This is a genomic window from Bacillus sp. FSL R5-0523, from assembly GCF_037975295.1.
Classification (GTDB): Bacteria; Bacillota; Bacilli; order Bacillales; family Bacillaceae; genus Bacillus; species Bacillus subtilis.
The window spans coordinates 429,153-443,003 of sequence record NZ_CP150251.1 but is presented as its reverse complement, the minus strand read 5'-3'; the positions used below and the strand labels follow the sequence as shown (position 1 = coordinate 443,003).

Below are 13,851 nucleotides of genomic sequence, written 5' to 3'. Positions count from 1 at the left end.
AAAAAAAGCGATCCAGATGTCATGTCTGGGTCGCTTTTTATGTTTAACCGCGGCCTGCCTGGAAGGAAGGATATTTCGTCATTCCGCCGTCCGCAAACAGCGTAATGCCTGTGACGTAGCTGGATTCCTTCGAAGCAAGCCACACCGCTACTGCTGCGATTTCCTCCGGTTCGCCGATATAGCCCATCGGAATCATGCTTTCTACATCTGCTTTCTGTTTAGGGTCAGCGAATTTTTCAGCATTGATTGGCGTGTTGATCGCACCTGGCCCGATATTGTTGACGCGAATGCCCTTCGGCGCGTATTCCAAAGCCAACGTTTCAGACATCAGCTTAATTCCGCCTTTACTAGCTGCATAGTGGACAAATAACGGCCACGGAATCCTTTCATGCACGCTGGACATGTTGATGACATTTCCCTTGATATCGTTTTCTACGAAATATTTAATCGCTTCACGGCTTCCTAAAAAGGCACCTGTTAAGTTCGTGCCGATGACTTTATCCCAATCCTTAAGCGGCATTTCGTGAGATGGCACAGGATTTTCAAGGCCGGCATTATTAATCATAATATCGAGTGTGCCGAACTCTTTAATTGCCGTTTGCACGATATTTTTTACATCTTCCTCTTTCGTGACATCTCCTTGGACGACAACAGCTTCACCGCCCGCCTTGATGACCTCTTCTTTTACCTCGTTCGGATCTTGTTTATCACTATAATAGTTGATAACCACTTTTGCCTGCTCCTTGCCGAAGCGAATGGCCATTGCCTTTCCGAGCCCTGAAGCAGCTCCTGTAATAGCGACGACTTTTCCTTTTAAATCCGGATACATATACATCCTCCTCCATTTGTTATGAATTTGTTTTGGCGATTCCTAAGAATACAGCGGCGGCAATAATCAGGATAATCCCGATCGCAATTGCTATAAGCTGGCGTTTCGTTTTCTTTTCACGCAGGATGAAAATACCGCCGAGCGTAGAAATGACAATTCCCATTTGTGAAAGGGAAAAGCTCGTTGCAACGCCGACTCGCGGCTGAGAAATAAACAAAAACATATTTCCGCCTGCCCAGATTAAGCCTGGGAGAATATTTCTGATCGCATACTTGTTAAAGGGTTTGTGCCTATAGGTTAAAACTAACCCCCCGACCACCATGCCAATTGCCTGTGGCAGCAGCGCGGACCAGCCGGACACATTGAATAATCTAGCCACGACTACATAAACCAAATAACCAAGAGTCGAAACAAGGAGAATCAAAATGCCCTTTTTCAAATTGCTTGGCTCGCCCTCTTTTTTATCATTCTTATCTTCCAAGGACGTGAGAATGATTCCCACAATGATAAAGATCAAAGCGAGAACGCCAAGCGTAATCGCAATCGGTGTTGACCATTCGCGGAACACGATCACACCGAACAGCGAGGTGGAAACGAGTTGCATTCCTGTGGAAATCGGCATTGTTTTCGACACGCCCATCAATTGAATGCTTTTCAGCTGGTTGGCCTGTCCAAGTGACCAAAATAAGCCGGATACGATTCCAACAATAAAAATGCGAAGTGACAGAACAGGCTGAACAAAAAAGTAAATAACGATAGAAACAATGAGTGCCCCGATCGTCGTTCCCAGTGTCTGGCTGTACGGCCCGCCGCCTAATTTCACATTGAAGAGAACAATGCTCCCCCAAAACAAAGCCGGGAGAAGAGCCAATAATAAATCCATTGTTGGGGAACCTTCTTTCAAAATGTATTTGCTGTTATTTTGGCTGGAATTGTTGTGATTATTCGCCGGAACACAAAAAGAGCTGCCGGAAAATCCGGCAGCTCTCAAGAGCGTGCATTCTTTTATAAACCGATGGACAAATATTTTGTTTCAAGGTACGGCTCGATGCCTTCCGAACCGCCTTCACGGCCAATGCCGCTTTCTTTCATCCCGCCGAATGGCGCTTGAACCGCTGACGGTCCGCCGTCATTCCAGCCGATAATGCCATACTCTAGATTCTCGGAAATATAGATGCCGCGGCGGTAGTTTTCTGTGAAGAAGTAAGCAGCCAAGCCAAACGGTGTATCGTTGGCAAGCTGAATCGCTTCATCAATATCAGAAAACGTGACGATCGGTGCGACCGGGCCGAATGTTTCCTCATGCATGATGTTCATGGACGTATCGACATTGGTGAGCACTGTCGGATTCACAAAGTAGCACCCTTTGTCATCGTTTCGGTCATATGTGCCCCCAGCAATAACCTTCGCGCCTTTTTCAACCGCATCATCAATTTGGCTGACGATTTTTTCGAAGCCTCGTTTGTTGATAATCGGGCCGACATTGACGCCTTCCTCAAGTCCATTTCCGACTTTCAGCTTAGACACTTGCTCGCTCAGTTTCGCAGCAAATTCATCTTTAATGGATTCATGAACGATCAGGCGGTTGGCACATACGCAGGTTTGGCCGGCGTTTCGGTATTTGGACGCCATCGCCTGTTCAACAGCAAGGTCAATGTCCGCATCTTCATCTACGATCAGCGGGGCGTGTCCGCCGAGTTCCATTGAGACGTGCTTCACGGTGTCCGCGCTGTTTTTCATAAGGATTTTCCCTACAGGTGTTGAGCCTGTGAACGTGATTTTGCGGATTTTCGGACTGCTTGTGAACACATTTCCGATTTCTTCTCCATCGCCGATTACAACCTGAAGAACATCCTTCGGAATGCCCGCTTCATATGCGAGGCGCGCTAGTTCATAAGCAGACAGCGGTGTGTCCGGCGCCGGCTTGATGATAAATGTACAGCCAGCGGCAAGAGCAGGCGCCGCTTTGCGTGTAATCATCGCATTCGGGAAATTCCAGGGCGTGATAGCAGCAACGGGGCCGACCGGCTGGCGTGTGACAACAATTCGTTTACCCGTTGTCGGTGCCGGGACCGTTCTTCCGTACACACGCTTCGCTTCCTCTGCAAACCATTCAATATAGCCTGCACCGTAAAGCACTTCGCCGACTGCTTCCTGGTATGGTTTTCCGTTTTCCTTTGTAATTAAATCTGCAAGCTCTTCTTTATGTTCAACAATCAGCTCATACCATTTTTTCAAAAGAGACGCTCTTTCGTTCGCTGATGTTTTAGACCACGTTTTAAACGCTTGATGTGAACGTTCAATGGCTTCTTCTACCTCTGTGGCTGATTGCTGAGGAATCGTTTTGATCTCCTCGCCCGTAGCCGGGTTGTAGACCGTTAATTGATCTGGCATATTGAACATTCCTTTCTTTTCATGATTACTTAAAATGATAGCAGACCCAGCCGTTTTCTTTCCAATGATTAAGCTCGCAGGCCCGCCTCCAAGATGCTGAGCCCTTCATTTAATAGGCTGTCTGAGATGACGAGCGGTGTCAAAAAGCGGATGATATTACCGTTAATTCCCGCTGTCAGCAAAAGTAATCCGTTTTGATTCGCATAGGCCGCGATCGCTGCTGCTTTTGCCTTATCAGGCTCACGCGTGTCAGGATCCTTTACGATTTCGATTGCGGCCATCGCCCCGAGTCTGCGGATGTCACCGATGAACGGGAATTCTTGTTTCCACTCATACGCCTTGTCTTCAATGATTTTACCAATTTCTTCAGATCGCTCATTCAGTCCTTCTTCTTCGATAATATCCAAGACTGCCAAAGCCGCCGCGCAGCCGAGCGGGCTGCCGGCATACGTGCCGCCCAGCTCCCCTGGCGCTGCAACATCAAGCATTTCCGCACGCCCAATCACACCGCTTAATGGCAGGCCTGCCGCAAGCGATTTAGAAACCGTGATCAGATCGGGCACTACATCAAAGTGCTCAATTGCGAAATAAGTGCCAGTTCTGGCAAAGCCGGTTTGGATTTCATCAGCAACAAAAACAATGCCGTGTTCTTTGCAGAATGAAGCGACGTGCTGTACGAACCGTTTCGAAGGAATAATAAACCCGCCTTCTCCCTGCACTGGCTCCATCACGACACACGCCACCGTTTCAGGCGCCACTGAAGCGATAAAGAAATCATTGAATGCTTGAATGACCATATCGTCATAGCTTTCATCACTCATGCCGGCCGGCTTCTGATAATAATAAGGGAACGGCGCTTGATAAACCTCTGGCGCAAAAGGCCCGAAACCGAATTTATAAGGTTTTACCTTGCTTGTCATGCTCATCGTCATATTCGTGCGTCCATGAAACCCGCGCGTAAATGAGACAACGCCTTGACGCTTTGTATACTTTCTGGCGATTTTCACAGCGTTTTCAACTGCTTCCGCCCCTGAGTTAAGAAAAATCGCTTTTTTCTCATGGCTGCCCGGCGCGATGCCACACAGTTTTTCGGCTAATTCGATATAAGTCGGGTACATCATGACATTAAAACCAGGATGAATCAGCTCCTCCGCCTGCCGCTTCACAGCCTCAACCACCTTCGGATGCGAGTGTCCGACATTTAACGTGCCGATGGCGCCTGCAAAATCAATAAATCTCCGGCCATCCAGATCGTACAGCTCGGCCCCTTCTCCTTTGACCGCGAGACTGCGGTTGCCGTTGCTCACACCTTTTGACACAAATTGATCCCGTTTTTGCTGCCATTGTGCAGTTGTGATGCTTGCTGTTGTTCGACTCATGTGAATATCCCCCTGTCGGTATTTTCTTATCATTCTGACTTCTCTTTGGTATGATGAAAAGTACCAATTATAACTTTTTGATGGTATCAGAAGGAGAAACTACAAAATGGATATCACAATTACACTCGATCGTTCAGAGCAAGCTGATTATATCTATCAGCAAATTTATCAAAAGCTGAAAAAAGAAATCCTCAGCCGCAATCTGCTGCCGCACTCGAAGGTTCCCTCCAAGCGGGAGCTGGCTGAAAATCTCAAGGTCAGCGTAAATTCAGTGAATTCAGCCTATCAGCAGCTGCTGGCTGAAGGGTATTTGTACGCCATTGAACGAAAGGGTTTCTTCGTGGAGGAACTAGACATGTTTTCCGCCGAGGAGCACCCTCCATTTGCACTGCCGGATGATCTAAAAGAGTTTCACATCGACCAGAGCGATTGGATATCGTTTTCACACATGAGTTCCGATACAGACCATTTTCCGATCAAAAGCTGGTTCCGCTGCGAGCAAAAAGCGGCCTCCCGTTCATACCGCACGCTCGGCGATATGTCACATCCGCAAGGGATATATGAAGTGAGAGCGGCCATTACCAGGCTCATTTCCCTGACGAGGGGTGTAAAATGCAGGCCAGAACAAATGATCATAGGGGCAGGCACACAGGTGCTCATGCAGCTGTTGACTGAGCTTTTACCCAAGGAAGCCGTGTATGCGATGGAGGAGCCTGGCTACAGGCGCATGTATCAGCTTTTGAAGAATGCCGGAAAACAAGTCAAGACGATCATGCTGGATGAAAAGGGCATGTCGATTGCTGAAATCACCAGACAGCAGCCAGATGTGCTGGTGACCACCCCGTCGCATCAGTTTCCGTCCGGAACGATTATGCCTGTATCCAGAAGAATTCAGCTGCTGAACTGGGCAGCCGAGGAGCCGCGCCGATATATCATTGAGGACGATTATGATAGTGAATTCACATATGATGTAGACAGTATTCCGGCGCTGCAAAGCCTCGACCGTTTTCAAAATGTCATCTATATGGGAACCTTTTCAAAGTCCCTTCTCCCCGGTTTGCGGATCAGCTATATGGTATTGCCGCCTGAACTGTTGAGGACATACAAACAGCGGGGCTATGATCTGCAGACTTGCTCATCACTTACACAGCTCACCCTGCAGGAATTTATCGAGTCTGGTGAATATCAGAAGCATATAAAAAAAATGAAGCAGCATTATAAAGAAAAGAGAGAACGCCTGATCACCGCTTTAGAAGCAGAGTTCAGCGGAGAGGTTACCGTAAAAGGAGCAAATGCGGGGCTGCATTTTGTTACCGAATTTGATACCAGGCGCACCGAACAAGACATCCTGTCACATGCTGCCGGGCTGCAGCTTGAAATATTCGGAATGAGCCGATTTAACTTGAAGGAAAACAAGCGGCAAACGGGCAGGCCTGCTCTCATTATTGGTTTTGCACGGCTGAAGGAAGAAGATATTCAGGAGGGTGTGCAGCGGCTTTTCAAAGCGGTTTACGGACATAAAAAAATCCCCGTTACAGGGGATTGATTCACCAGCGGTCCTGGTCTACATTCAGCACGGCTTCAAGCAGGCCCGGAAATGCCTTTTCAAGGTCTTCAGCGCGAAGCGAATAATACCGGCGCTTTCCTTCAATCCGAACTTGAGCGATGCCTGATTCTCTCAAAACTTTAAAATGATGCGACAAAGTCGATTTGGCAACCTGCACATCTGCACAGGTGCTGCACGTTTTTTCTTTTGCTTCAGCTAATTGCTTGACGAGCTCTAAACGAAGCGGATCACTAAGTGCATGAAGAACCTTTGTCAGCTGCAATGTTTCTGTTTCTGGATGGTTTGGAATGTTCATGACACAAATGTATCACACAACAATTAGAATGACAATTTTACTATATAAGGGTTTTTCCTTTACCTCATTTAGAATACATGTTACATTTAGTTCGATGAAATTCGAACAATAAATTCGCATAACAACGGAGGAGATTTAAATGATCGTATTACAAGCTTACATGAAAGTAAAACCAGAAAAACGCGAGGAATTTTTGAGCGAGGCTCAATCACTTGTTCAGCATTCAAGAGCTGAGGAAGGCAACGCGCAATACGACCTATTTGAAAAAGTAGGCGAAGAAAATACATTTGTCATGCTTGAAAAATGGAAAGATGAAGCGGCAATGAAATTCCATAACGAAACTGCACATTTCCAAGGGTTTGTCGCAAAAGGAAAAGAACTGCTGAGCGCTCCTCTTGATGTTGTCCGCACAGAGCTTAGCGAGTAAAGGAAGGGTGTCCCATATGAATGAAGTGATTAAATCTTTAACAGACCACCGCTCGATTCGCAGCTACACAGATGAGCCTGTAGCTCAGGAGCAATTGGACCAAATCATTGAAGCGGTGCAATCAGCCCCTTCTTCTATCAACGGACAGCAAGTGACTGTGATCACAGTCCAGGATAAAGAGCGCAAAAAGAAAATCTCCGAGCTGGCAGGCGGCCAGCCATGGATCGATCAAGCTCCTGTTTTCCTGCTGTTCTGCGCAGATTTCAACCGGGCCAAAATCGCGCTTGAAGATCTGCATGATTTCAAAATGGAAATCACAAATGGATTGGAATCTGTTCTTGTCGGCGCAGTAGACGCTGGTATTGCCCTCGGCACAGCAACAGCAGCGGCTGAGTCACTCGGACTTGGCACAGTTCCGATCGGTGCGGTTCGCGGAAACCCTCAAGAGCTGATCGAACTGCTTGAGCTTCCAAAATACGTGTTCCCTTTATCCGGCCTTGTCATTGGGCATCCCGCCGACCGTTCAGCGAAAAAACCGCGCTTGCCGCAGGAAGCTGTCAATCATCAGGAAACTTATTTGAATCAGGATGAGCTGACGTCTCACATTCAGGCATACGACGAACAGATGTCTGAATACATGAATAAACGGACAAACGGAAAAGAAACAAGAAACTGGTCACAGAGCATCGCTTCCTACTATGAGCGCCTGTACTATCCGCACATCCGTGAAATGCTTGAAAAACAAGGATTTAAAGTTGAAAAATAAGCTCTTATTCGGCCTGTCGGATTTTCCGGCAGGCCTTTCATTTACCCGGTTAAAATCCATTGACTTCTATTTTGTTTATTTGGTAAAATTTTTTCATAGTTACTCATTGGTTTTCTGTGAACCAATGGGTTTTCTAATGTTCAAGAAAGAAGGAAGCCATGAGATGCTTGATAAAAAAACAGATATCTTGTTAGCCGCGCGAAAGCTTTTTTCGGAAAAGGATTTTACGTCGGTTTCCATGCAGGCGATCGCAGAAGAATGTAAGATGTCAAAAGCTTCGATATATAAGCTGTTTCAATCTAAAGAAGATCTGCTTTTGGAGCTGCTGTCATTTAACCAGAAGCAAATGGTGGCCGCGGCCTCAAGACTTCAGGAAAATACCGCACTTACACCGGAGGAGCGTTTGACGCAAAAGGTCAAAATGGAACTGGAGGGCTTCAGGCGGAATCAGCAGTTTTTCAACATGCTGACCTACGGAAACCCCAAGCTGCACAATGACCGGGTCAAACAGCATATCCATCAGACCAGATCGACGATTATCTGCTGGCACCGCGATTCGCTGATCCAGGCGTATGGAGAAACCATTCTCCCGTTTGTGTGGGATTTGGTTATCATTCTTCACGGCATGATGCGTGAGTTTTTAATGCTGATCAAAATCGAGGAAAAACCGCTTGAGCTTGACCCGATCGCAGAGTTTATCATCAGCACCCTCAATCAGATTATCAAAAACAGGGAAACCCGCCAGTCTCTTCTTCCGCCCGAAGCCATCGAGCTTTATATTCATTCAGCATCCTCCTACAAGCCAAAGGATAAATCAGTCCTATTATCGGAAAGCCTGAAGGAATTACATAAAGGCATCTCTTCCCTGTCCGCCGCGGACTATGACGTAGATGAACTGACATCCGCAGCCGCTATGCTGGAGGAAGAAGCGAAGAAGGAAGAACCCCGCGCTTTTTTACTCAAATCACTGATTGGCTATCTGGAACAAACCGGTGTTTTAACACAGCCCGTTTCCATGTTAAAAACACTGTTAATTACTTAGAGAAAAGAAGGGATATGTATTGAACACAAGTATTGAACAAAAACCTTTTAACCGTTCTGTCATTGTCGGCATTTTGTTAGCCGGAGCGTTTGTGGCGATTTTGAACCAGACATTGTTGATTACCGCACTTCCCCATATCATGAGGGATTTCAATGTCGATGCCAACCAAGCACAATGGCTGACCACATCATTTATGTTAACCAACGGGATTTTAATTCCGATTACCGCGTTTTTAATTGAGAAATTCACAAGCCGGGCGCTGCTCATCACAGCAATGAGCATTTTCACTGCCGGAACAGTCGTCGGAGCGTTCGCGCCGAACTTCCCGGTTCTGCTGACAGCGCGTATCATTCAAGCGGCTGGAGCCGGCATTATGATGCCGCTCATGCAGACTGTATTCCTGACAATCTTTCCGATTGAAAAGCGCGGCCAGGCTATGGGTATGGTCGGATTGGTCATCTCATTCGCGCCTGCGATCGGACCGACTCTTTCCGGATGGGCTGTCGAAGCTTTCTCTTGGAGATCATTGTTTTATATTATTCTTCCGTTTGCTGTGATTGATTTGATTCTTGCCAGCATCCTGATGAAAAACGTGACGACTTTAAGAAAAACACAGATTGATATTTTATCAGTCATCCTTTCAACATTTGGGTTCGGCGGCCTTCTGTACGGCTTCTCAAGCGTCGGCTCTTACGGCTGGTCCAGTTCAACCGTCTTGATTTCACTGCTGGTGGGTGTCATCGCGCTGCTCTTGTTTATCACAAGACAAATGAAGCTTGAAAAACCGATGCTGGAATTCCGCGTCTTCACGTTTGGCGTTTTCAGCTTAACAACACTGCTGGGAACCCTCGTCTTTGCATTATTGATCGGTACGGAAACCATCCTGCCGCTTTATACACAAAATGTCAGAGACGTCACAGCTTTTGATACAGGGCTTATGCTCCTTCCGGGAGCCGTTGTGATGGGCTTTATGTCGCCGATTATCGGCAGAATTTTTGACCGTGTCGGCGGAAGAGGGCTGGCGATTGCCGGTTTCTGCATCATCTTCCTGACATCTCTGCCGTTTATGCAGCTGACTGACCATACGTCACTCGCTTGGATTGTCGTTTTATACACCGTTCGTCTCTTAGGCACCGCCATGATCATGATGCCGGTGACAACAGCAGGAATCAACGCGCTGCCGCGCCACTTGATTCCGCACGGAACTGCGATGAACAACACGATTCGCCAAGTCGGCGGCTCGATCGGAACCGCACTATTGGTTTCCGTGATGAGCAACCAGGCGGCACATGCAGGCACGACAAATGTAAAGCACGCCGCCCTGCACGGCATGAATGCCGCTTTTATTGTGGCTGCCGTCATTGCACTTGTCGGCTTCCTTCTCTCATTCACATTAAAGAAACCTCAGCGCCCTGCCGAACAGCAGCCGGCACGCTGATTAACAAAAAAAGAGCCCCGCTACTCAGCGGAGGCTCTTTTTGGTTTTACTTTTCTAAACCGTCTTTCACTTCTTTGATCATTTGTGCCATAGACTCAAGACCGCCTCCTGATAAGTACCAAGTAGCAGAATCAAGGTAGACGACATGATCATTTTTCACTGCGTTTACATTTTTCACATAATCATTTTCAACGACTTGTTTAGTAGATGATGTTTCACCGATCGCTGTACCGCGGTCAATGACAAACAGGTAATCCGGGTTTGTTTTTGAAATGTACTCGTAAGAAACGCTTTGTCCGTGAGTAGACGCTTTGATGTTTTTATCAGCCGGTGTCACGCCGAACACGTCATGGATCAGGCCGTATCTTGATTTAGGACCGAATGCGCTGATCTTCCCGTCGTTCGCCATGATGACGAGACCGTTTTTGTTAAGCTTTTCAGCCGTTTTCTTTACATCTGCGATTGAATGATCGATTTTTGCGAGTTCATCCTTCACTTCATCTTCTTTATCGAAGATCTTACCGATTGTTTCTGCGTCAGACTTAAATGATTCCATATACTTCGCTGTGTCTACGCCAAGGTAAATTGTCGGCGCAATTTCAGAGAATTCTTTGTAAGACTCAGATTGTCTTCCTGAGATAATGATCAAGTCAGGGTCTAAATCTGCCACTTTCTCGAAGTCTGGCTCTTTTAAGCTTCCGACGTCAGCATATTTGTCATCCTTGAATTTGGACAGATATTTAGGAAGGGCTTGTTTCGGCAGTCCCGCTACTTTATCATCAAGACCAAGTTTATCTAGTGTATCTAAGCTTCCAAAGTCAAATACGACAACTTTTTTAGGGCTCTTCGGTACTTTTGTTCCGTTTTTGTCCAGCTGGTGTTTCACCGTGATTTGTTCTTCCTTAGAATCAGAACCTTTGCTGCTTGTGCTTTGGTTTCCGCATGCAGAAATCACAACTGCTGTCACCAAAGCGATGAATAGTAATGCGAACTTTTTCATGCTCTTCACCTCTTCTATATATTAAGAAAAATAGACACCTATTCTTTGATTATCAATCGTCTGAATCGGGATGGTCATATCGTAGATTTCCTCAAGCACTGATGTTTCTATCATTTCTTCAGGTGGTCCTTCTTTTACGATTCGGCCGTTTTTCAAAGCGACGATATGGTCAGAATAGACTGAAGCAAAATTGATATCGTGAATAACGATCACGATCGTTTTTCCAAGCTCCTCTACCAGCCGTTTCAACAGTTTCATAATTTCAACTGAGTGTTTCATATCCAGATTGTTCAGCGGCTCATCCAGAAAAATATAATCTGTGTCCTGGGCAATGACCATGGCGATAAATGCCCTTTGGCACTGTCCGCCGCTCAGCTGATCCAAGTATTTGTCTTGAATGTCTTCCAGCTTCATATAGCTGAGCGCCTGGTTGATATGAACCCAGTCTTCCTCTGTCAGCCGGCCCTGTGAGTACGGAAACCTGCCAAAACTAACGAGGTCTTTGATCGTGAGCCTGATATTGATTTGGTTCGCCTGCTTCAAAATGCTCATTTTCTTGGCAAGCTCTTTGCTGTCACATGCTCCAATCTCTTGTCCGTCTATGTAAATCTCGCCGGAATCCTTTTTGATCAGGCGGCTCATGATAGACAGCAGCGTACTTTTGCCGGCGCCGTTAGGACCGATAAACGAGGTGATTTTGCCCTTTTGAATCGTGACTGACGTCTCTTCAAGAACAACTTTCCCGCCATATTGTTTGCTTACATTTCTGACCTCTACCATGATTTATTCTCCTTTAACAGCAAGTAGATAAAATAAATCCCGCCGGCAAAATTAATAATGACGCTCAGCGTCGTTGAGAAGGTAAACACTTTCTCAACCACAAACTGCCCTCCGACCAGCGCAATGATGCTGATGAAAACGGAGCCTGCGATTAAGTATGAATGCTTATATGTTTTCAGGAATTCTCTCGCCAGGTTGACAACCAGAAGGCCTAAAAACATAATCGGCCCGACTAGCGCTGTTGAAACAGAAACCAAAATCGCAACCACGATCAGCATCTGCTTCACCACTTTGTCGTAGTCAATGCCCAAATTCACGGCGTGCTCGCGTCCGAGCGACAGCACATCGAAAAATTTTGTAAAACGCCAGACATAAACGCCTGTCAGCAGGAAGATGATGAACGCGAGCCATAACAAATCCGTATTGATATTGTTAAAGCTGGCAAACATCTTGTCCTGCACAACTTGGAACTCGTTCGGATCAATCAGCATCTGCATAAAGGAAGACAGGCTGCTGAACAGCGTGCCAAACACGATTCCGATAAGCAGAAGGAAAAAGATATTTCTCCCCTCACCCTTGAACATGATCTGATACAAAACAAGAGAAAATAGTATCATCAGCAGAACAGAGATGATAAAGTTGATATTTTTATTCATGATGACCATATTCGCAGAACCGAACAAAAAGATAATGCCAGTCTGAATCAGCATGTAGAGAGAATCAAGGCCCAAAATGCTCGGCGTCAGGATGCGGTTGTTCGTAATCGTTTGAAAGATCATGGTTGAAAACGCAATCGCTCCCCCCGTCAGCACAATGGCAGCGACTTTTTTGATTCGTCTCGGCAGGGTGTAATCCCAATTGCCTAAGTCATAAAACAAAAACAAGCCAATACATACAATGGCTAAAACAACGAGCAAAGCTATTTTCATCTGGTTACGCATAGGCTTTTCTCCTTAACAGCATAAACAGGAAAATGCCGCTGCCGATGATTCCGACCATCAGGCCAATCGAGATTTCATAAGGGAAGATAATGATTCTGCCCAGTATATCGCAAAACAGCACAAACACCGCTCCCAACAGCGCAGTATGCGGCAGGCTGCTCTTCAGATTGTCTCCTCTGTAAATCGATACAATATTCGGGATGATTAAACCGAGAAACGGCAGCATACCGACAGTCAAAATAACAAGGGACGTGATCAGGGACACGATAATGAGCCCGATGTTCACAACCCGTTTGTACTTCAGGCCGAGGTTGACAGAAAAGCTTTCACCCATACCGGCCAATGTGAATTTATCCGCATACACATAGGCAATGATCACGAGCGGAATACTCAGATAAAGAAGCTCGTATCTTCCTTTCACGACTAAAGAGAAGTCTCCCTGCAGCCATGATGACACATTCTGGATCAAGTCATATTTATATGCGATAAATGTCGCGATTGAACTGACGATATTCCCGAGCATTAGACCGACAAGCGGAATAAAGATGGTGTCGTTAAACTTGATTCTTTCAAGGATTTTCATAAACAGAAAATTTCCTGCTAGGGCAAAGACAAACGCGACCAGCATTTTGATTAAAGGACTGGCGGATGTAAACAGCAGCAAGGAAATTAAAATGCCGAGCCTCGCCCAATCCATCGTGCCCGCCGTCGTCGGTGACACGAATTTATTTCTGCTGATCTGCTGCATAATCAAACCGCAGATGCTCATGCTTAATCCCGCGATGATAATGCTGATCAATCGCGGCAAACGGCTTGCAAACAGCGTTGACGCCTCTTGTTTGCTTAAATCGAAGAGATCAAGCGGCGACAGATCTTCTACACCGATAAATACAGATGTGACTGCTAATATGATAAGTAGAATAAATAAGTAACGTAGCTTCATGCTGCCTCCTTACATCCTTACAGCAAAAAGAACGTATCTCCTACTCCGCA

Annotated in this window: 14 protein-coding genes; 5 read left to right on the top strand and 9 right to left on the bottom strand. The window is 46.3% G+C overall.

Going from position 1 to position 13,851, the window contains the following annotated elements:
* Nucleotides 1-43: 43 nt before the first annotated feature.
* The 4 genes from gdh to gabT all read right to left on the bottom strand — a co-directional run bounded on the left by gdh (nt 44) and on the right by gabT (nt 4,602).
* Nucleotides 44-829 (bottom strand): glucose 1-dehydrogenase, encoded by a 786-nt coding sequence (gdh, locus tag NYE53_RS02250; RefSeq protein WP_327829653.1) that lies wholly within the window; start codon nt 827-829, stop codon nt 44-46.
* A gap of 19 nt (nt 830-848) precedes the next feature.
* Nucleotides 849-1,712, bottom strand: a complete 864-nt coding sequence (gene glcU / locus NYE53_RS02245) for a glucose uptake protein GlcU (protein WP_003234455.1) — start codon at nt 1,710-1,712, stop codon at nt 849-851.
* A gap of 122 nt (nt 1,713-1,834) precedes the next feature.
* The gene (gene gabD / locus NYE53_RS02240) at nt 1,835-3,223 is read right to left on the bottom strand and encodes a succinate-semialdehyde dehydrogenase (RefSeq protein ID WP_336155044.1); all 1,389 of its coding nucleotides are present in this window, start codon (nt 3,221-3,223) and stop codon (nt 1,835-1,837) included.
* Nucleotides 3,224-3,291: 68 nt separating this feature from the next.
* Nucleotides 3,292-4,602 (bottom strand): 4-aminobutyrate--2-oxoglutarate transaminase, encoded by a 1,311-nt coding sequence (gene gabT / locus NYE53_RS02235; RefSeq protein ID WP_339247019.1) that lies wholly within the window; start codon nt 4,600-4,602, stop codon nt 3,292-3,294.
* Nucleotides 4,603-4,708: 106 nt separating this feature from the next.
* Between gabT and gabR the strand changes: the two genes are divergently transcribed.
* Nucleotides 4,709-6,148, top strand: a complete 1,440-nt coding sequence (gene gabR / locus NYE53_RS02230) for a transcriptional regulator GabR (protein ID WP_339247016.1) — start codon at nt 4,709-4,711, stop codon at nt 6,146-6,148.
* Nucleotide 6,149: 1 nt separating this feature from the next.
* Here gabR and NYE53_RS02225 read toward each other — a convergent pair whose 3' ends face one another.
* Nucleotides 6,150-6,464 carry a metalloregulator ArsR/SmtB family transcription factor gene (locus tag NYE53_RS02225; protein WP_003234476.1) on the bottom strand — a complete coding sequence of 105 codons (315 nt, stop codon included), beginning with the start codon at nt 6,462-6,464 and terminating at the stop codon, nt 6,150-6,152.
* A gap of 139 nt (nt 6,465-6,603) precedes the next feature.
* Between NYE53_RS02225 and NYE53_RS02220 the strand changes: the two genes are divergently transcribed.
* The 4 genes from NYE53_RS02220 (at nt 6,604) to NYE53_RS02205 (ending at nt 10,137) form a co-directional block, all read left to right on the top strand.
* On the top strand, nt 6,604-6,891 hold the full coding sequence (locus NYE53_RS02220) for a putative quinol monooxygenase (RefSeq protein ID WP_339247013.1): 288 nt from the start codon (nt 6,604-6,606) through the stop codon (nt 6,889-6,891).
* A 16-nt stretch (nt 6,892-6,907) separates the two neighbouring features.
* Nucleotides 6,908-7,657, top strand: a complete 750-nt coding sequence (nfsA, locus tag NYE53_RS02215) for an oxygen-insensitive NADPH nitroreductase (RefSeq protein ID WP_003234479.1) — start codon at nt 6,908-6,910, stop codon at nt 7,655-7,657.
* 163 nt (nt 7,658-7,820) lie between these two features.
* A complete protein-coding gene (locus tag NYE53_RS02210) occupies nt 7,821-8,699 on the top strand; it encodes a TetR/AcrR family transcriptional regulator (RefSeq protein ID WP_003246592.1) in 879 nt (292 codons plus the stop codon).
* A 19-nt stretch (nt 8,700-8,718) separates the two neighbouring features.
* On the top strand, nt 8,719-10,137 hold the full coding sequence (locus tag NYE53_RS02205) for an MDR family MFS transporter (protein WP_014478836.1): 1,419 nt from the start codon (nt 8,719-8,721) through the stop codon (nt 10,135-10,137).
* A gap of 46 nt (nt 10,138-10,183) precedes the next feature.
* On the opposite strand, the gene yclQ is transcribed toward NYE53_RS02205, so the two are convergent.
* From yclQ to yclN, 4 genes are read right to left on the bottom strand one after another with little or no spacing between them, the layout of a single operon-like run.
* Nucleotides 10,184-11,137, bottom strand: a complete 954-nt coding sequence (gene yclQ / locus NYE53_RS02200) for a petrobactin ABC transporter substrate-binding protein YclQ (protein ID WP_014478834.1) — start codon at nt 11,135-11,137, stop codon at nt 10,184-10,186.
* 21 nt (nt 11,138-11,158) lie between these two features.
* Nucleotides 11,159-11,917 carry a petrobactin ABC transporter ATP-binding protein YclP gene (gene yclP, locus NYE53_RS02195; RefSeq protein ID WP_014475806.1) on the bottom strand — a complete coding sequence of 253 codons (759 nt, stop codon included), beginning with the start codon at nt 11,915-11,917 and terminating at the stop codon, nt 11,159-11,161.
* Nucleotides 11,911-12,858, bottom strand: a complete 948-nt coding sequence (gene yclO / locus NYE53_RS02190) for a petrobactin ABC transporter permease YclO (RefSeq protein WP_014475805.1) — start codon at nt 12,856-12,858, stop codon at nt 11,911-11,913. The genes yclP and yclO overlap by 7 nt, the downstream gene beginning before the upstream one ends.
* The gene (gene yclN / locus NYE53_RS02185; protein WP_088325307.1) at nt 12,851-13,801 is read right to left on the bottom strand and encodes a petrobactin ABC transporter permease YclN; all 951 of its coding nucleotides are present in this window, start codon (nt 13,799-13,801) and stop codon (nt 12,851-12,853) included. The genes yclO and yclN overlap by 8 nt, the downstream gene beginning before the upstream one ends.
* Nucleotides 13,802-13,851 lie beyond the last annotated feature (50 nt).